The 18,135-nt window shown below is 35.1% G+C and carries 19 protein-coding genes, 1 pseudogene and 3 riboswitches; of the genes and pseudogenes, 4 read left to right on the forward strand and 16 right to left on the reverse strand.

What is annotated here, in order from left to right; translation table 11 throughout:
• Window positions 1-123 precede the first annotated feature (123 nt).
• The 6 genes from ribH to ACQKMD_RS17035 all read right to left on the reverse strand — a co-directional run bounded on the left by ribH (window position 124) and on the right by ACQKMD_RS17035 (window position 5,383).
• Window positions 124-588 (reverse strand): 6,7-dimethyl-8-ribityllumazine synthase, encoded by a 465-nt coding sequence (ribH, locus tag ACQKMD_RS17010; protein WP_427753449.1) that lies wholly within the window; start codon window positions 586-588, stop codon window positions 124-126.
• Window positions 589-601: 13 nt separating this feature from the next.
• The gene (locus ACQKMD_RS17015; protein ID WP_427753450.1) at window positions 602-1,792 is read right to left on the reverse strand and encodes a bifunctional 3,4-dihydroxy-2-butanone-4-phosphate synthase/GTP cyclohydrolase II; all 1,191 of its coding nucleotides are present in this window, start codon (window positions 1,790-1,792) and stop codon (window positions 602-604) included.
• 18 nt (window positions 1,793-1,810) lie between these two features.
• On the reverse strand, window positions 1,811-2,449 hold the full coding sequence (ribE, locus tag ACQKMD_RS17020; RefSeq protein ID WP_427753452.1) for a riboflavin synthase: 639 nt from the start codon (window positions 2,447-2,449) through the stop codon (window positions 1,811-1,813).
• Window positions 2,450-2,452: 3 nt separating this feature from the next.
• Window positions 2,453-3,538, reverse strand: a complete 1,086-nt coding sequence (gene ribD, locus ACQKMD_RS17025; RefSeq protein WP_427753453.1) for a bifunctional diaminohydroxyphosphoribosylaminopyrimidine deaminase/5-amino-6-(5-phosphoribosylamino)uracil reductase RibD — start codon at window positions 3,536-3,538, stop codon at window positions 2,453-2,455.
• A gap of 133 nt (window positions 3,539-3,671) precedes the next feature.
• Window positions 3,672-3,805: riboswitch (FMN riboswitch) on the reverse strand.
• Window positions 3,806-3,932: 127 nt separating this feature from the next.
• Window positions 3,933-4,066: riboswitch (FMN riboswitch) on the reverse strand.
• A 147-nt stretch (window positions 4,067-4,213) separates the two neighbouring features.
• Window positions 4,214-4,347, reverse strand: a riboswitch (FMN riboswitch).
• Window positions 4,348-4,528: 181 nt separating this feature from the next.
• A complete protein-coding gene (locus ACQKMD_RS17030) occupies window positions 4,529-4,852 on the reverse strand; it encodes a hypothetical protein (protein WP_340706492.1) in 324 nt (107 codons plus the stop codon).
• Between the two features lie 333 nt (window positions 4,853-5,185).
• Window positions 5,186-5,383, reverse strand: coding sequence for a hypothetical protein (locus ACQKMD_RS17035; RefSeq protein ID WP_427753454.1), 198 nt, complete (start codon window positions 5,381-5,383; stop codon window positions 5,186-5,188).
• Between the two features lie 212 nt (window positions 5,384-5,595).
• On the opposite strand from ACQKMD_RS17035, the gene ACQKMD_RS17040 reads away from it, so the two are divergent.
• Window positions 5,596-5,907: a class I SAM-dependent methyltransferase gene (locus ACQKMD_RS17040; RefSeq protein WP_427753455.1), complete on the forward strand. Its 312-nt coding sequence runs from the start codon at window positions 5,596-5,598 to the stop codon at window positions 5,905-5,907.
• Between the two features lie 244 nt (window positions 5,908-6,151).
• On the opposite strand, the gene ACQKMD_RS17045 is transcribed toward ACQKMD_RS17040, so the two are convergent.
• The gene (locus tag ACQKMD_RS17045; protein WP_427753456.1) at window positions 6,152-6,793 is read right to left on the reverse strand and encodes a histidine kinase; all 642 of its coding nucleotides are present in this window, start codon (window positions 6,791-6,793) and stop codon (window positions 6,152-6,154) included.
• A gap of 218 nt (window positions 6,794-7,011) precedes the next feature.
• Here ACQKMD_RS17045 and ACQKMD_RS17050 point away from each other — a divergent pair, with 218 nt between their 5' ends.
• Window positions 7,012-7,863 carry a lipid II flippase Amj family protein gene (locus ACQKMD_RS17050; RefSeq protein WP_427753499.1) on the forward strand — a complete coding sequence of 284 codons (852 nt, stop codon included), beginning with the start codon at window positions 7,012-7,014 and terminating at the stop codon, window positions 7,861-7,863.
• Between the two features lie 375 nt (window positions 7,864-8,238).
• Here the strand turns inward: ACQKMD_RS17050 and ACQKMD_RS17055 are convergent, their stop codons facing one another.
• The 3 genes from ACQKMD_RS17055 to ACQKMD_RS17065 form a co-directional block, all read right to left on the reverse strand.
• The gene (locus ACQKMD_RS17055) at window positions 8,239-9,063 is read right to left on the reverse strand and encodes an alpha/beta fold hydrolase (RefSeq protein WP_427753457.1); all 825 of its coding nucleotides are present in this window, start codon (window positions 9,061-9,063) and stop codon (window positions 8,239-8,241) included.
• Between the two features lie 78 nt (window positions 9,064-9,141).
• Window positions 9,142-9,564 (reverse strand): VOC family protein, encoded by a 423-nt coding sequence (locus ACQKMD_RS17060; protein ID WP_427753458.1) that lies wholly within the window; start codon window positions 9,562-9,564, stop codon window positions 9,142-9,144.
• 340 nt (window positions 9,565-9,904) lie between these two features.
• Complete coding sequence (locus ACQKMD_RS17065; RefSeq protein ID WP_427753460.1) at window positions 9,905-10,534, reverse strand: nitroreductase family protein; 630 nt, start codon at window positions 10,532-10,534, stop codon at window positions 9,905-9,907.
• Between the two features lie 132 nt (window positions 10,535-10,666).
• On the opposite strand from ACQKMD_RS17065, the gene ACQKMD_RS17070 reads away from it, so the two are divergent.
• The gene (locus tag ACQKMD_RS17070) at window positions 10,667-11,011 is read left to right on the forward strand and encodes a winged helix-turn-helix transcriptional regulator (RefSeq protein WP_427753461.1); all 345 of its coding nucleotides are present in this window, start codon (window positions 10,667-10,669) and stop codon (window positions 11,009-11,011) included.
• A 478-nt stretch (window positions 11,012-11,489) separates the two neighbouring features.
• On the opposite strand, the gene ACQKMD_RS17075 is transcribed toward ACQKMD_RS17070, so the two are convergent.
• The 6 genes and pseudogenes from ACQKMD_RS17075 to ACQKMD_RS17100 form a co-directional block, all read right to left on the reverse strand.
• Window positions 11,490-11,990 carry an ABC transporter permease gene (locus tag ACQKMD_RS17075; RefSeq protein ID WP_427753463.1) on the reverse strand — a complete coding sequence of 167 codons (501 nt, stop codon included), beginning with the start codon at window positions 11,988-11,990 and terminating at the stop codon, window positions 11,490-11,492.
• A 1-nt stretch (window position 11,991) separates the two neighbouring features.
• The gene (locus ACQKMD_RS17080) at window positions 11,992-12,705 is read right to left on the reverse strand and encodes an ABC transporter permease (protein ID WP_427753465.1); all 714 of its coding nucleotides are present in this window, start codon (window positions 12,703-12,705) and stop codon (window positions 11,992-11,994) included.
• Complete coding sequence (locus ACQKMD_RS17085; protein ID WP_427753466.1) at window positions 12,702-13,616, reverse strand: ABC transporter ATP-binding protein; 915 nt, start codon at window positions 13,614-13,616, stop codon at window positions 12,702-12,704. Before ACQKMD_RS17085 ends, ACQKMD_RS17080 begins: the two co-directional genes overlap by 4 nt.
• Window positions 13,617-13,725: 109 nt before the next feature.
• Window positions 13,726-15,084, reverse strand: coding sequence for a HAMP domain-containing sensor histidine kinase (locus tag ACQKMD_RS17090; RefSeq protein ID WP_427753468.1), 1,359 nt, complete (start codon window positions 15,082-15,084; stop codon window positions 13,726-13,728).
• Window positions 15,081-15,752: a response regulator transcription factor gene (locus ACQKMD_RS17095; protein ID WP_427753470.1), complete on the reverse strand. Its 672-nt coding sequence runs from the start codon at window positions 15,750-15,752 to the stop codon at window positions 15,081-15,083. Before ACQKMD_RS17095 ends, ACQKMD_RS17090 begins: the two co-directional genes overlap by 4 nt.
• A 572-nt stretch (window positions 15,753-16,324) precedes the next feature.
• Window positions 16,325-16,982, reverse strand: a pseudogene (locus ACQKMD_RS17100) (flavoprotein); the annotation flags it as partial.
• A gap of 608 nt (window positions 16,983-17,590) precedes the next feature.
• On the opposite strand from ACQKMD_RS17100, the gene ACQKMD_RS17105 reads away from it, so the two are divergent.
• On the forward strand, window positions 17,591-18,001 hold the full coding sequence (locus ACQKMD_RS17105; protein WP_427753471.1) for a hypothetical protein: 411 nt from the start codon (window positions 17,591-17,593) through the stop codon (window positions 17,999-18,001).
• Window positions 18,002-18,135: the final 134 nt, after the last annotated feature.

Genomic DNA, 18,135 nt, shown 5'->3' on the forward strand with positions numbered 1-18,135 from the left:
CTGATGTTTAGTGTGGTAACTTACATTTTACACGGAATCGTTATGGGCGTTTTCTATTTTGTCTTGGTGTTGCACTTAATATTACAATTCGTCATAAAAAAAAATCATAAAAGTGCTTTATTTTTAAAACAGACGCTGTAAGTTAGCCATTTCAATCGCTGCAATTGCTGAATCATAGCCTTTATTACCTGACTTCGTGCCTGAACGCTCGATAGCTTGTTCAATATTTTCTGTTGTGACAATACCGAAAATGACCGGTACATTCGTATTTAAAGATACGTTTGCAATACCTTTTGCTGCTTCATTACATACATAATCATAATGCGTCGTAGAACCTCTAATGACAGTTCCTAAACCAATTACAGCATCATAGTCGCCTTTTTCTACCATTTGTTTAGCAATAAATGGTACTTCAAATGCACCAGGTACCCATGCAACATCTATATTGTCTTCTGATACGCCGTGACGCACTAAACCGTCCATTGCACCACCTAGTAGTTTACTTGTAATAAATTCATTGAACCGACCTACTACAATGCCAATCTTTAAATCTGTTCCAATTAGTTGCGCTTCAAATACTTTTCCCATTTTACGATCCCCTTTACGAAATAAGATGATTCATCTTTTCTTTTTTAGTTTCTAAATAAAATGAATTGCTTTCGACTGCTACAATTTCAATCGGCAGTCTTTCAACAACTTCAATGCCGTATGCTTCTAAACTTTGTACTTTATCTGGGTTGTTTGTTAATAAACGTACTTTTGAAATACCTAAATCTTGTAGCATTTGAACTGCCAGTGCATAATCTCGTGCATCGGCAGGAAAGCCCAGTTCTAGATTAGCATCAACTGTATCAAAGTCCTGTTCTTGCAACTCATAGGTACGAAGCTTATTAATAAGGCCAATTCCCCTACCCTCTTGTTGCATATACAACACAATTCCTGTACCCTCTTTTTCAATGATACTAAGTGCTTCTTGCAGTTGAGGACCGCAATCACATCTTTCCGAATGAAAAATATCACCGGTTAAACATGAAGAATGAATGCGCACTATTGGAGCGTCTACAACATTTACTTCCCCTTTAACAAGTGCCACATGTTCACAATTGTCGAGTTCGTTTTCATAGCCAACCATAGTGAATTGTCCAAAACTTGTTGGAAGTTGTACTTTAGCCGCTCTAGTTACTACTTTTTCATGGTTATAACGATAATGAATTAAACTTTCAATCGTAATTATTTTTAGTTGATGTTCTTTTGCGAAGTCCATTAACTCTTGTCCCGTAGACATTTTCCCGCTATCTCCCATAATTTCACATATGATACCCGCTGGAATCGCGCCACATGCTTTTGCTAAATCAACTGCTGCTTCTGTATGACCAGGTCTTTCTAAGACACCGTTTTTCTTCGCAACTAACGGGAAAACATGACCAGGTCTTTTAAAATCATCTGCATTAGCAGCTCCATCTAATAACTGTAGAACCGTTTGTGAACGTTCAAATGCACTAATGCCCGTACTTGTACTAGCGTGATCAATACTGACTGTAAAAGCTGTTTGATGGTGGTCCGTATTTGTTGATACCATTGGATGCAATTGCAGTTCTAACGCTCTTTTTTCAGTAATGGGCGTACAGATTAATCCTCTTGCGTGTGTTGCCATAAAGTTAATATTTTCTGGTGTTGCATATTCTGCAAGTGCAACTAAATCCCCTTCATTTTCACGATTTTCATCATCAACAACGATGATCATTTTGCCATCTTTTAAATCTTCTAACGCTTCTTCAATTGAGTGAAACATTGCTATACACCGCCCGTTTTAATATCCGTTTTGTTGTAAAAAATTCATTGTAATTGCTGAAGTTCCTTCGTTATTCTTTAATTGATGGATAATATATTTGCCTAAAATATCCGTTTCAATATTCACTTGTTGTCCTATTTCTTTAAGAGCGAAAATCGTTTCTTGATACGTATGTGGAATAAGTGAAACAGTGAGTTTTTCAGGTTGTTTATCGAAAATCGTCAAGCTTGTTCCATCAATGGCAACTGAACCTCTCGGTATACAAAACTGACTAAGTTCTCGTGAGATAGAGATGTCGATATAGACCGCATTTGCTTGCTTTGTTTTTCTAACGATTGTACCTATCCCATCAACATGGCCTGAAACAAAGTGACCGCCAAATCGACCGTTTGCTGCCATCGCTCTTTCCAAATTCACCAAATGCCCTACTTTTAAGGAATGAATTGTTGTCGCTTTAACTGTTTCTGGCATGACATCTAAAGTGAATTCTCGTTGGGTAAAATGCGAAACTGTTAAGCATACACCATTTACTGCTACACTATCGCCAAGTTGCATATCCGACATAATGTCTCCAGCTTCAATGGTAACCTTCATGCTGTCCATACCCTTTGTCAGAACTTTAATTTTCCCTTTTGCTTCAATAATACCTGTGAACATACCCTAATCCCCCAATCTCGATATCACTTTAATGACTTCACCAATTTGTTCCACTTGCTGTATCTTTAATGGGACAGCATTATCCATGCTTGTTACGTTTAAATGTTCAAACATGCCAATTCCATCATGGCCACCTACTAATTTAGGGGCTATGTAAGTAATCATTTCATTGACTAGACCAGAATTGACAAAGCTAGAACTTATACGCTTGCCCCCTTCCACATAAAGCGTGACAATATTACGACGTGCTAACTCTGTAAGGACATCCTGAATTACGATGGATTTTGTTTCAAGTTGGATGATACGTACATTGGCTTGTGCAAATCTTGTAATTTGAATAGATGTGACTTCATTGCCAACAACTATCCACGTTGGTGCTGTTTGATCGATGACAACTTTGGCATTCATTGGCGTTCTTAAATGAGTATCCAAAATGATACGTATCGGTTGCTTATTACTTTTTGCAAATCTATTTGTAAGTAATGGATTATCATTTAAAACTGTTTCAACTCCAACTAAAATGGCATCAGATTGCGCTCTTTTAAGATGAACATCCTGCTGAACTTCTTTACCTGTGATATTTTCGTTACGTCCATGAATTGTAGCAATTTTCCCATCTAATGTGATGGCTTGCTTTAACGTGACAAAGGGCAACTTCTGTTTCATAAAATACATATAGGCTTTATTTAATTTCAAAGCCTCCGCTTCACCGATACCTACTTCAACCTCAATGCCCGCTGCTTTTAGTTTTGCAACACCTGTTCCTGCTACTTTGGGATTTGGATCAAGTGTTGCAATCACTACTTTTTTCACACCTGCATTCAATATACCCATCGTACAGGGGGGGGTTTTACCAAAATGATTACAAGGCTCTAAAGTGACATACATCGTACTGCCGATAGCATTTTCTCCTGCCATTTTGAGTGCATGCGCCTCCGCATGAAGAGAACCAGCCTTAAGATGCGCTCCAATACCAACCACTTCATCTTCTTTTACAATGATTGCTCCAACTACCGGATTTGGCGACGTTTGATTTTCGGCAACTGCCGCTAAATTCAAAGCTAAATCCATATAATACTCGTCATGCATTGTGATAAACCTCCCATTTAAATAAATAAAAAACTCACTAATATAATTAGGGAGTTTGGGAGAGTTTTAGATAAACGCATCATTAAATAAACCTATTGAAATACTATTTTCAAAAGGAATTGCGTGTTATCTATTTGTCCTTCTCCCATCCAGACTATACTGTCGGCTTTGGATTCGCACCAAATCCTACCTTAAAAAGGCTCACGGGCTTAGGAGTTTTACTCCATCACCGTCGATTGGGAATTTCACCCGACCCCGAAGGACGATCATATTCAATTTTTTACAGCAAAAAAACTCCATAGATTTCTACGGAGTTTGATAGGAGTTGTCCAAAATATCATAAGCAAATAAACCTATTAAAATACGAGATTTTTAATAAGACTTTGATATTCTTTACATCCTTCTCCCATCCAGACTATACTGTCGGCTTTGGACTCACACCAAATCCTGCCTCAAAAAGGCTCACGGGCTTAGAAGCTTCACTTCATCACCGTCGATTGGGAATTTCACCCGACCCCGAAGGATATTACATATGAAATTGACAACAATACATTCTAGCTTTAGGGCATCAAAAAAACCCCATAGCACACTACGGAGTTTGATAGGAGATTTGAAATTATCAATACTAAATAAACCTATTAAAATACGAGATTTTAATAAGACTTTGATATTCTCTACATCCTTCTCCCATCCAGACTATACTGTCGGCTTTGGATTCGCACCAAATCCTGCCTTAAAAAGGCTCACGGGCTTAGAAGATTTACTTCATCACCGTCGATTGGGAATTTCACCCGACCCCGAAGGATTATTATATTGTATGTAAATACCATAGCACTTTAGTTATTTAAAAACTAGAGTTTTTTTAATTTCTATATGATTGATTGAGAACATACTAAAATGAAATCACTCATAAAATCTTGATGTATTGGGCTTTATCGGCCTGTTACATATCACGGAAAAATGTAACTTTTTTTATTTACCAACAACCGTTCACTGTATAGTTAAAGTAATAATACAAAAACCAAGGATAAAAACTATGGATATAAAAGTGATAAAACTCCATTTTTTCATTTCTAATTTCGGTCTAATTATGCTGTTTAAATTAATACAAGCCGGAATATAAATAGCCGTTGCAATGATAGAAAGAATTAAAAAGATACCTAGTAAACCATCATCGAAAGTAGAGTCCACTCTCAATCCGAAAGAATGCGAAGCGTACATTATTGTCATGAACCATAATACACCTATAAAAAAAGATAAATAGCCGAGAAATAAGTTAACTATTACGGAAATAGAACGGTATCCTATTCTCATTATATCCTCCTTTTTATTATTAAAATTATGCTTTAAAAACCTCATCACATTGTTTTCTGTCGTAATGTACATACTATTGAAAATAACCTTAAACTATTATATAAGTCGTTTTAATATTTTATGTATATGACACACCGAATATTTACTAAAATCCCTCCATGAATATCCTGTCATTTTAATTTAATAATCCTATCCAACTGCAAGAACATCCACTTTCATAATAGTTAAGTTATCTGTTCTCATACAAAAATTTAAACATGCATAATAAAAAAGCACTACATAATAAAACAATTTAATATTGTTTCATATGCAGCACTCCTATATTCAAGTTGCTTATTCGTTTATTCTTCTAGCATTATTTTTATTATTCGGTTTTTGTTTATCTTCATGATTATGTTGTTTATGTGCTTCATCATTTTGTCCAACCACATCAAAGTCATCTGGACTCAAATCAAACCCATAACCAAATTCTTCACGACCTAAGTCATTATTCTTTTTCACTTTATTTTTTTCTTGGTTGTTATTCGCCATTAATAATCACCTCCATCCACTATAATTTGTTCATTTTCTTTTGATTTATTCTTAGTATTTATTCAGTAAATCTGACTTGAGATAACTATTTGAAATAAAACGGTTCCTTATTAACCTTTTAATTCGAAATCGTTTTCAAAAATCCACTTTTTAATTATTTCTTTATCATTCCAGTTAGCAGTATAGTTTTCTTAAGAAAAGGAGTGAGCAGAATGAATAGTACTTGGAATACAACTTTATATGATACGAAGCATCAATTTGTTTCTAAATATGGTGAAGGATTAATTTCCTTTCTTAATCCAAAAGCAGGAGAGCAAATTTTAGATGTCGGTTGTGGTACAGGTGATTTAGCTGCACAAATTACTGAAACAGGTGCAAAAGTCATTGGGATTGACCAGTCTGCATCAATGAACAAGCAAGCCAAAAATTCGAGCATATTCCCTTCCACGTCAAAGATGCACAACACCTTGGTTATTCAAACCAGTTTCATACCGTTTTTTCTAACGCTGCGTTACATTGGATGAAATCTTAAGAAAAGGCCGTTGCAAGTATTTATGAAGCTTTAAAAGATGGTGGTCGTTTGTCGCGAATTGGGTGGAAAAGGTAATATTCAATCCATTGTAGAAGCAATTCAGCAATCATTTTGTGAATTAGGTTATGAGTACAAAGCAGAAAAGTTCCCTTGGTATTTTCCAAGCGTAGCAGAGTATGTTGCTTTACTAGATGAACATGGTTTTAATGTGCACTATGTAGAATTATATAATCGTCCTACTGAATTATCTGGGGAAGATGGTATTTTAAACTGGCTGAATATTCTTTTATGTCTTCGATGCCTTTTATATTATTTTCAATTGAGAGTACCTCTAACTGCATTAGCAATGCCGTTAACTTATGTCCAACTGAATCATGGATATCTCTCGTCATCTTTGTGCGCTCTTCTGCACGTGCTAGTTGTTCTTGTTCTGTATAGAGCTCGCCTTTTTCTTTAACACTCCAAAAAAAATGATTTACAAAGTAAGAGCTTTTACAAATTGCAATAAATAGTAACAAACTTACAAATGGAGTGAGCTTAAATAAAGTGATTACTGTGCAAACGATACCTAAAGAACATATATATATAGTGTGCTCCCGTTGCCTAAGTTGAAAAGCTCCCTCCATTGCAAAAAATGCATGCATTGGCAATAAATAAATAATATCAATAGAAAATGATGCACCAATTGGGATTATTAGCACTATGATCAAATAATTAACTACAGGTATTTTGCTAAGTGGGATTGTAAAATATAAGCACAGAGTAACTGTGACTAGAATAATTGCGTTTGTAATGGGTCCACCATTCAACAAAATATGTATCAAAAATACGCCAATAGTAAAAAACAAAGCAATATAACGAATTATCAATGCCTGCACTTTTACACCTCACTTATATAAGTATTATTTCGGAAAAGAATTGCCTCTATATGTACGTCCTTCATTTAATAAGAATTAAGATTTAAGACATTAATTAATTTCAACGTTTATACTACGTAACTTGGTATTGTCCTTTACGTTTAATAATAACAAAATATGGTATCAATAAAAATATCTATTCGTAGCCTATGTCTAAAATCAGTTTTTATCGTTTGATTATGCTAATATATCATTTAAGAGAAGGTGATTTTATTTCAGAACTATTCACTGAGAAATTAATATTAATTGCGCTGTTTATCCTAATTATCCATTGTATCGAAACACTTGCCTATGCTGTTCGATTATCTGGTGCTAGGGTTAAACTACTTGCTTCCGCATTATCCTTATTCAACTTAATGGTCATGGTTTCGAGGCTTGCTAATATGATGCAGCAGCCTTTTACTGGAAGTTTAATTGATAAAGCACCTAAAGAAAATACATTAGAATTTGTAGAAAGTCAATTTAGGGTGATTATTGCATCTTCCACAATTGGTACAATCTTTGGGATACTATTACTCCCAACTTTTATCGCCATTTTCTCAAGGGCAATTATCCATTTAGCAGAAGAAAGGGGTTCTATTCCGTCGCTTATTAAAAAGGGCTTCACATTTGCATACATAAAGCGCGGACTAAAACATATCCACTTGCCAAAACTTTCTTATTTGAAGAATATTCATTTAAAAGATATTCCAATCAAACTATTTGCCATTAACATGGTCATTACAGCTATTTATACAATCGGTGTTTTATCTGCCTTATATGCATCTTTACTAGCACCAGATAGAGCTTCAACAGCAATAATGGCATCTGGTCTTATTAACGGACTTGCTACTATCTTGCTTATCATCTTTATCGACCCAAGAATATCTATTCTTGCAGATGACGTCATTAATCAAAGAGGTAATTACTCTAACCTTAAAGGCATGTCAATTATGATGATGACTTCCCGCTTGTTCGGGACGCTTTTAGCACAAGTCTTTTTCATTCCAGGAGCTCATTATATTGCTTGGTTTACGAAATTTATAGCATAATTATTTTAATTACAAACAAAAGGTACGTTCAACTCGTCTTTGTCTAGACTTACTGAACGTTTTTTTGTTATTTTTTAGTTGTCATTATACTTAACCATTAGCTCCAAAATAATAAACTAAGTTACCTTAGTTAAGAAAAAGGAAGTTTTCATAACATAGAAGGGGGGAATCTTAGAATAAAATCTCAAATACGCTTATTTTAAAAAAACACAATCAAGTTAAACAAATCCTAAAAATAATATGTATAAATTGTTTGCACAATAAATTAGACCATCCATCTTCTAATTTGAAGATAAATGGTCTGAAATTTTTACCAATTCTATTTATTTTACCACTAAGTTTTTGACTTTTAACGATTTCATTGCATTGCCTCTATTAAGCCAAAAATGTACTGATATACTCTATAGCTTTTTTATCCTGCACATGGGCATAATGATCACCCTTTAACATTTGAACTTTAACTTGGTTTGATTTTATTCCCTCTACTTCTCTCTTTACCTTTCGTTGCGCAGCTGCTGCACTATTTTCCCGATTTCCGTATAGTAGCAAACAAGGTATTTGAATTGTTTTTAAGATTTTAGGTGGATTGCTCCTATAAGCCGCTAACAACAAACTAATACCTGATAGATTACTTGATCGTTGGTTTTCAATGGCTTCTCTAATAAAAGGACTATCTTCGAATTCAAACTTTTCGATTACTGCCTTTATTTCTTCCTCTGTTTTGGGCTTTGATATTTGCTCATCACCTGATTCTTTCCCTAAAAAACCTTGTCCAAATAATTTATGGCAAATACTAATGATGGGTAAAAAGTATCCAGATTTACCGAACATTTTAACAGGGAAACGATCAACCCTTGCATATCCGATATCTAAAAGTATCAGTCGATCTACTTTCTTGGGATAATAGAATGCGTAGGCTAAACCAATAATACCCCCTAAAGAATGGCCAATGATATTAACTTTATCCAAATGATTCTTTTCGATATAGCCATGTAGCCAGTCTGCCATATCCCTTTGTGTTACTACTCCTTCAATCCCAGTACTCTTCCCGATACCAGGAAGATCAATCATATGTGTAATGTAATCAGTATTTAATGCATCCGCTATAGGCATACCCATTCCTCCAGACCATCCTGTACCAGGGAGAAAAATAGCAACCTTATTACCTTTTCCACTTACGCTTGAATAATATTGTAGCATTGATGTGCCCTACCTCTCTCTATATATGCCAGATCAACCACGCCTGATACTATGTGCTTTACTTATTTACTTATTTACTTATTTACTTATCATGTTTTTGATTTTTTTAAAATTTGGACTTAATTCACTCCACACATCAAATTTATTCCCATCTAAATCAGCAAAAACAAAGTTTCTTCCTGTATGTCCTCTATCTTCAATAATACCGACTTCCATTTTACGTTCTATAAAAACGCTATGTATTTCTTCTAATGCACTTAATCCATCTACTTCAAACGTCATAGAGAAACGCTCATTACCGTTACAGTCGATAAAATTTGAACTCTGATTTTCTTTCGCTTTCACTAAGAAAAAACTTTGATCTGCTAGATTAAGAATCGCTTTTTCTTCATCTTGATAACTCAATTCCGCACCCAAATTATTTATATACCACTTTACAGACAGGTCTACATTAGTTACTGGGATATATGTAGTTCCAACTCGTAGTAAACTATTATTCATCTTTTAACTCTCCTTTGTAATTTATATAATTCTATTAACAACGTGATTTTCCCTTTTATTCCTAAAAGTTGTTTAGATAAACTGCACAATATCTTATTTTGGTAAACGGAATAAAAGGGACTATTATAAATAGTAACTCATAATAAATTGCTCTCCTTTCTTCCCTAATAGATACACACCACTCTTAACGATCTATTATGTATCTTCTTAACTCACTTACTTTTTACTTATTTATAAATCTCATTTCCTTTTTATCCCTAACTTTTATAAAAATTCATACAAAAAAAGCAGAAACAAATTAGTTTCTGCTGAATGTTGAATGTTACACTTTCAAAGTTATTTAGATAAACCGAGCAATATCTTCTAACGGTAAACGAGATGAACCGAATGCTGGTGCAGCTGCTTTACCGATAGCGATTAATACAATTGGGAATTGATTTTTTGGTAATTCAAATCGCCCAGCAAATTTCACTTTATCAAATCCGCCCATAGTTACTGTATCCAAACCTTTTTCTTTTGCAATAAGCATAAGTTGCATTGAAATTAAACCTGCATCAAAAGTTGCGATACTTTTTCTTACTTCTACTGGTGCAGATGGGTACATACGAAGTGTATTTTCAATCGTGATGTTCTTTTGAGCTTCATCCATATGGCCTTCTGCTACATTCTGTGTGTAGATTTTTTCTACGTTTTTGTACATTTCAGCATCACCTATAACGGCAATAACTGCTGAAGATGTTTCAATTTGTTCTTGATTGTTAGCAATTGTACGAAGTTCTTTTTTCGTTTCTTCATCTTGAATAACAAGGAATCTCCAGGCTTGCAGGTTACTTGAAGATGGCGCACTAGTCGCTTCTTTAATGATTTCCTCAAGTTGTGCTTGAGTCATTTTAAATGTAGGATCGTACTTACGAACTGATTTTCTTTCTTGCATAAGTGTATATAAATTTGATTCTGTTTTTGTTGACATTATGTTTCCCCCTAAAACTTACTTAAGGTAAGTTGATATACAAAATCTTACCATTAGTAAGTTTATACGTCAATAAAAAAGTATTATATGTTACAATAGAAGAAAATGCATTCACAGGCGGGAGGTTGTTTTATGAATCAACCGAATTGTACACATATTTGTAGCAGCTACCATCAAGCAATCGAATTTATCGGAAAACGCTGGATGGGGATGATTATTTATTCTCTTTTATCTGGTCCTAAACGTTATCACGAAATTCACACCATGATCCCTGGAATTTCTGACCGCTTACTAACAGAACGTTTAAACGAACTAGTAAACGCAGGCCTAATCAATAAAAAGCTAATTGACTCTTCGATAAAAAAAGTTGAATATGAATTAACACCAAACGGTTTGGCATTCAATGAGGTAATATTGTCTATTCAGAAATGGATTGATCTATGCGATTTTGAAAAGCAGACAAATGAATCAAAATAAATATAGTGTTTCTTACTATTTTAAAGTACGTAAAAAGCCATTCATCTAAGTTAAGACTAGATGGATGGCTTTTGTTTATTTCAGATAAACAATCACTTTAGATGGTACTCATAATTGGTGTACCTTAACTTTATTGTCAATCAACACTAATAACTATGAAATCTTGTCATAAGGAAACAGGTCTATTTCTTGAGACAAGATGACTTTTTTTATTATGTCCATTGCTAAGACATCTCAATAGGAACAGCTGTTATTCATCCAATCTCCTTTTTTCTAAAATAAGTAATTCCTGTTATAAAAAAGACAAAGAAGCTTCCGAGAATAGCAATGTAGAACGTTTCTGCTGAAAAGTGAAAGACTCCAAATTCTTCTGCCCTCGGAATCATGGCTAAAAGCGGTTGAGCCCACGGATAATAAGGACCGAAACGCTCTGAATTGCTAATTAAAATATTCGGTAAAGTGAACATCACATTAATTGCTAATGGAGCTGCAAAACTTGACCAAGCGACGGATACAAACATTTGCAATGCAGCAGTGGTAAGCAGGCAACCCAGCCACCGATGATACTCAATAAAAGCGAATTCCAAGGTATCGGTTCTGTCAAACCTTGCATGAAACCTACTACTAATAGCACCGACAAAAATAATCCTTGCGTGACCGCTAACAGTAGGGCGACAATCATAAATTTTATAATATATACTTGGCTTTTCCCTACAGGTAAGGCAAGAAGTTGCTTCCATCCATCACCGATATGCTCAAAACGGCAAATAAAGGCGGCAAATACCCCCGTCAACAGAGGTAGAAACAGAAGAGAATGAGCTACAAACATATAAGCCATGAGAATAAGCCATGAAAATTCATTATGTTCTATAGAAGATAAGATACCAGTGATAGCTGCGAGTAAAGGACTCACAAGCGTTAACCACCAGATGAAGGACTTCCTTAATTTTAATAGTTCAATTTGAAACAATCGTATCAATTTATTTCACATCCCTTTTAGCAAAATCGATGAAGCCTATTAAATAAAGAATAACTCCTAAAGAAAGACCTGCGAAACTCGAGTAGAGAGGGAAATCCCATTGATTTTCTAACGTCGGCCATTTATAAGGAACCCAATCCGGAAAAGCCGAGCCATACATTGCAAGAATCATCCCGACAATCCCGATAATTAAAGGAATGGCTTGATTTTTCATGACAATCGATAACCAGATTTGCAAACTAATAAATGGGAATACAGCGAGAAACGGATAATATACCATCTCTAAAATAAATCTCACAGGAATGTCTGAACCCAATTGTAAACACAAGCCTAGAATAATGCTGCCAATACCTAAAAGAGTACTAGATAAAAATAATAAGAAAGTAGCAACAAGTAATTTTCCAGCAAAAATCTTCGTTTTTGTTACAGGCAAGGCGAGTAATTGCTTCCATGAATTAGCTTGATGTTCGATGCCTGCAATCATTGAAGCAACAATCGTTACGCCCATTAGTAAAGCTGGCAGTGCTAGAAAGCATACTTGCTTTATGAGACCACCCCATAAATCTTCACGATACAGCTCGGTTAAGTATTCATAACGTAAGGAAAAGTTACAGGCTTGCACACAAATGACACCAGCAGGACCTAGAAAAACTAACAGCCAAATGAGTTTCCTTCTCATTTTTAAGAACTCTGTTTGAAGAATAGCTGACATCATAAGCTACCCTCCTCACCGATCATTTCAAGGAAAATCTCCTCCAATGATTTTTTTTCTTCTTCGACTCGATATAAAGGGAAATTTTTATGAACAAGTGTTTCAACCATTGTTGCTATTGTTTCATCTGAGGCATTTTCGATGTATACATCGCCTTTTTCCCATTTTGCTTGATAACCAACAGATTGTAAGTATCTCCACGCTTGCTCACTATTTGCCACCCGTAAACGAATTTTACTAGTTGCTTTGTTTCTAATCGCTTCAATCGAATCTTGAAAAATCATTTGTCCCTTCGAAATAACCCCGACTTGTGTCGCCATTTGATCAATCTCAGTTAATAAATGACTGGATACAAGAATGGTCGTGCCATTTTCTTGCGGTAAGCTTTTGATTAATTCGCGAATTTCGTGAATGCCCGCAGGATCTAATCCATTTGTCGGTTCATCGAGAATTAATAATTCTGGATTCCCTAACAGTGCTGTCGCAATTCCTAATCGTTGCTTCATCCCTAAAGAAAATCCTTTTACAGGACGTTTCGCTTCTTTTGTAAGCCGCACTGTTGCTAATACTTCGTCTATTCGTGTTTTCGGGACATCTAATATTTTACGAACGATATCTAAATTTTCATGAGCATTTAAATGTTCATAATAGGAGGGGGATTCTACTAATGAACCCACCTTCTTTAAAATAGCTAATCGATTTTTCCTCATTTCTTGTCCGAAGAGATGGATGGAACCGCCAGTTGGTTTGGCTAGTCCGAGCAGCATCCGAATCGTCGTTGTTTTTCCAGCTCCATTTGGACCGAGAAACCCATAAATCCCACCTTTCTTCACAGACATATTAAGATTATGAACAACCTTTCTTTTTCCGTATTGTTTTAATAAATTATTTGTTTCAATAACTAGTTCACTCATACTGATCACCTCTACGTGCAATATTACAGGTTGAAAGTTAAGAGAATGGGTACGTGAAGTTTAAATTTTGTTTAAATAAAAAAAGAACCGCTATTGCGATTCTTTATATTTAGTGAGAATAAATGAAAATTGAAGTCCCATTCTCATTACTTTTAATATTCAAATCTAACTCCATTTCCTTAACCATCAAATCGACGATAGATAAACCAATGCCCGCGCCTTTTTCTTCTGACACGCCATCAATTCCGGTTCCATGATCGCTTATCTGGAGATAAGAATGGGTTTCTTTTATAAAAAAGTGAATGCCAACATATTTCCCTGCACTTGCATGTCGATTTATATTTTGAAAGAGATTATTCAGGATGCGTTCAAACCAGCCTGGATCGATATACCAGTGTACTGATTGATCAGGAATTTCTAAATCAATCGTAAAACCTCGGTTTTCAAAAACAGGATACCACATGGCCACTGATGTTCGAATGAGGCGCACTATATCTGTATGAGAAGGGTTGAACGGGTATTTTCTTGAAGAAAGCAGAGTATAAGAAAGTAAGTTTTCGATTAATTGATCTAGGAAGTGTATTTTTTCATCGACCATTTCTAGTGATTTTTGGCCGGTGGCAATTAGATTTTCTTTAGACATCCGATATAGATGACTTTGCATCGCTGTTAGAGGAGTCCGTAAATCATGAGATAAATTAGCAATCAATTGTCTTCTAAGTTTTTCTTCATCTTGTTCGCGCTTTCTACTTAATTCTAGTTCAATAATCATTTTATTAAAAGCTTGTTCTAACTGACCAATTTCATCTACTTTACCAACTTCAAGTCGATTGGGGAATCCACTTTCAGTCGGAGAATCCATTGCCTTTTGCAGATATAGTAATCGTTTTCTAATGCGATAAAAGAAAATCCAGGATAATAAAATAAAGCTAGCTAAGATGGTTAATATGCCAATGACAATTAGATAACTGTATGTATCTCGAATATTATCTTCTTTCGTTTGCATAGCAGAGCGTGGAACTTGAATCACCATAAACCCTTTGTTTTGGTCTTCTCCAATAAAAGCGACTACGGTAAAAGGATCTGCTTGATATCCTCTATTTTTTTTCATGAAATCTACGGTATAGGCAGCGGACCACGTAGACGGAATGTTCAAGTTGGAGGGCTTCAATCTTGTCTGATTCGTTTCATCTACCCAATAAATTGAAGCTTGATTATATTCTTTTTGCAATAGTAGTAAAGACTTCTCGATGAACTCATCAGAGGTACCGGATAATGCTTTAGCCTCTCTATTCCACATAGCCTCAATATCAGTACCATTTTGATAAATGTTTTGTTTACTCTCATTGAATCCACCTGATAGGAGATTTGTAGTAATAGAAACAATAGGAAGGGTTAATGGCAAAATGATAATGGCTATTAAAATGAATGTTAGATATTTCATTAGTAATGAGTTTTTAAATTTCATTGGCGTATCCGATATCCAAGTCCACGAATCGTTTCGATAATCGTAGGCGTACTTGGATCGCTTTCAATTTTTTCACGCAAATGGCGAATATGAACCATTAAGGTTTTATCACCTTCCATAAAGGGTTCTTTCCAAACCGCTTCATAAATTTGTTCCTTCGTTAAGATTTGATTCGGATGATGTAATAAATACATGAAAATGGCATGTTGTTTCGCTGTTAAAATTAATTCCTCTTGGGAACGCTCGTTAACAATTCGCTGTTCTTTCATATAAACGCTAAGATGGTTAAGTTTCAATTCTTGAAGAGTTGCTTGACCTGTTCTTCTCAATAATACTTCGATTCGAGCAGCCAATTCCTCAGGATGGAACGGTTTTGTCACATAATCATCGGCAAACATCAGTCCGTGAAGTTTATCCTCTACTGCCGTTCGAGCTGATAACATTAAAATTGGGATAGCTGGATAGTGATTTTTCAACCGTTGTCCCACAGTGAAACCATCAAGCCCAGGGAGCATAACATCAAGAATTACGAGGTTTACTTGCTCCATATTATCCAACGCTTGATCGCCTGATTGGAGCCAAATAACTTCATACCCTCGCTCCTCTAAATCCTCTTCACATAAACTACCAATCTCTTGATCATCTTCTATAAATAAAAGTCGTTTCATTGTACTCTCCTTATTAGATGGTGAAAAATTCTAAAAATCTCATTTTTCGTCTATTTTGATTATATATTAAATTTCGAATAAACACCTTTTGTATTTTTTATTAAAGTAGATCTTCCTTTTTCTATTTATTCATTTACACAAACCATTTTTACATTCTCTTAGGCCGTCCCACTCTAAACTAATCTAAAACAAGTATAAAAATACACATCCAATCATCTTGAATCGGTTACACAAAGTTGGCTCATATGCAAGTTTCCTTGCATATGAGCCAAGCATAGAAAATGAATCTAACTAATCTGTTGGTCTAGTGATGGCAAGACTTTTAATCAAACTTTATTCCAAACCAACATTTTTATTTTAACTTATTCTCAAACAAGTTGATTATATCCAAGAATGCTCTTTGAGATGAAATTTAATTTGTATTACTTCTTCGCTCTAGTTTCAGTTGTAGTGTAATAAATAATTAAGAATATAGAGAAAAAAATCCATTAAAAAATTCCTTTTAATGGATTTTTCACATTTTGTCATTACTTAATATAGTGATTAAAACATAACCTTTAATATAATCTATGTTAACAGCAAGATGACGATGTTGACTTATTTAGATTAATACTACAAACTCCTGTTTCGTAAATCAAGTTCAACTCGTTTTGAAGCTTCTATGTCCCCTGTAAGATAAGCTGTGATTGAACGTATTTGTTCATATCCTGTTGCCATTAAGTATGTTGGCGCAAGACCATAGCTCTTCATACCAACGATCTAAAGACCTTGCTGGTTGACGAAGAATTTCTTCACCCTGAGCGCGAACAGTACCACAACTGTGTTCGTTTGGATCGATAAGTGGAGCTAGAGCTGCCACACTTTCTGTTGCTGGATCGATGGATAGTCGAACTTCTTGTTCTATTGAAAAGTCTGGACGATTTCCAGCATTGACAATCAATTCGTCAATTCCTTTAATAACAGTCATTTCGTCTTCATAACGCCCCACTAATTCCATTTGTTCATTCATTGATTTGACTTGCATCGTATAAAATGGTGTATATACTTGCACTTTACCTGAATCGACTAAAGCGTTCATTTTCGAACCAAGTGCTCCACGTGCTTCAAGTGCATCTTTCTCTTCTCCACCGTAAGCATCTTCTACATGCTTTTTACGTAAAATCCAAATCAATTTTGTTTGAGGATATTTGTAAATCTAATGGCAGAATATCCACCACCGATTACAGCAACTACAAACAGTCCAGCTAATAGTTCGCATAAACCTACCAATGCCCCGGCACCATGAGGATTCCATGAGGCATATTCTACGATTTCTCTAATCGACCCTCCCGCTAGATAAAGCATGAGAAATTCCCAAAATCCAAGATTCGAGCGGTGTTGTAAGTGACACAGTCTATGGTGTATAGAGTTGAGATCTTCCTCTACCGCTGTTTTCAAAGCCTGGTTCGCATAGTTTAAATAAAGATCTTCCCCAGCTGTACGAATATAAATATCGCTAAAGTTCAATGCAAAGAAATAAATCGTTTTAGGGGAAATGTTAATGCATTTCCTCTATTTTTATTGCTACGAACATATTCCCTCTTTAATTGACTTAGGATATCCCCAAATTACACATATAAAAGCCCATATTTTATACAGCTCTCTTGTTGTACTGAAATAGCTTATAATTGATTTTTGCGGCATTGACTAATCATAAAAAAAGCATCCATCTCACTAGATGGAATAGGGGCTTTCATGATATCTAATTATTTTTGATACGGATGAAATATTACCTCTTACACCTATCGCCATTGTAATTCATAAGATACGATACTAACTATTTGATAGGAGGAACCCAGTTGTATTATAGTCCTTATCCGTATTTTCTCTATTCAAATCAATATCCACAATGGATTATGGCAAATCATTCTTCACCTACTCAAATTCCTAGACACCTAGCAATGCCGACGAACCCAACAAAAACCAGCCCATTTCCCCCTGTAGATACACATAAATTTAAGACTTCAGCGAAAGAGATTCAGAACATTATGCAGCAAGCGCATTTACTTGTAGATAAAATTGCTGTGTCAGATCAGTTTGCACATGATTTAATAAACGCCGCTCAACTTTCGAATAAAACTGAAGTCAATAAATTAATCTCATCAACAGGAATCACCATTACTTTCGATACTAAATATACACCGGACAGTATTAGAATTAATTTGAATGAAATTGGTTGTTGTGGACTAACAATCATTTTAAGTTGGTAATTTTAAAATTCACACTACCCAACTTATTGTATTACCTTTTTGAAGAGAAAAAAGCGATCCACTCTTAATGAAGTGAGCTCAAAAAGTTAGACATATTATTTATACAACTCAAGGCTCTGTGGGGCTGAGGTACA

The sequence above is a fragment of the Viridibacillus sp. NPDC096237 genome, from assembly GCF_050278625.1.
In the GTDB taxonomy this organism is placed as follows: domain Bacteria; phylum Bacillota; class Bacilli; order Bacillales_A; family Planococcaceae; genus Viridibacillus.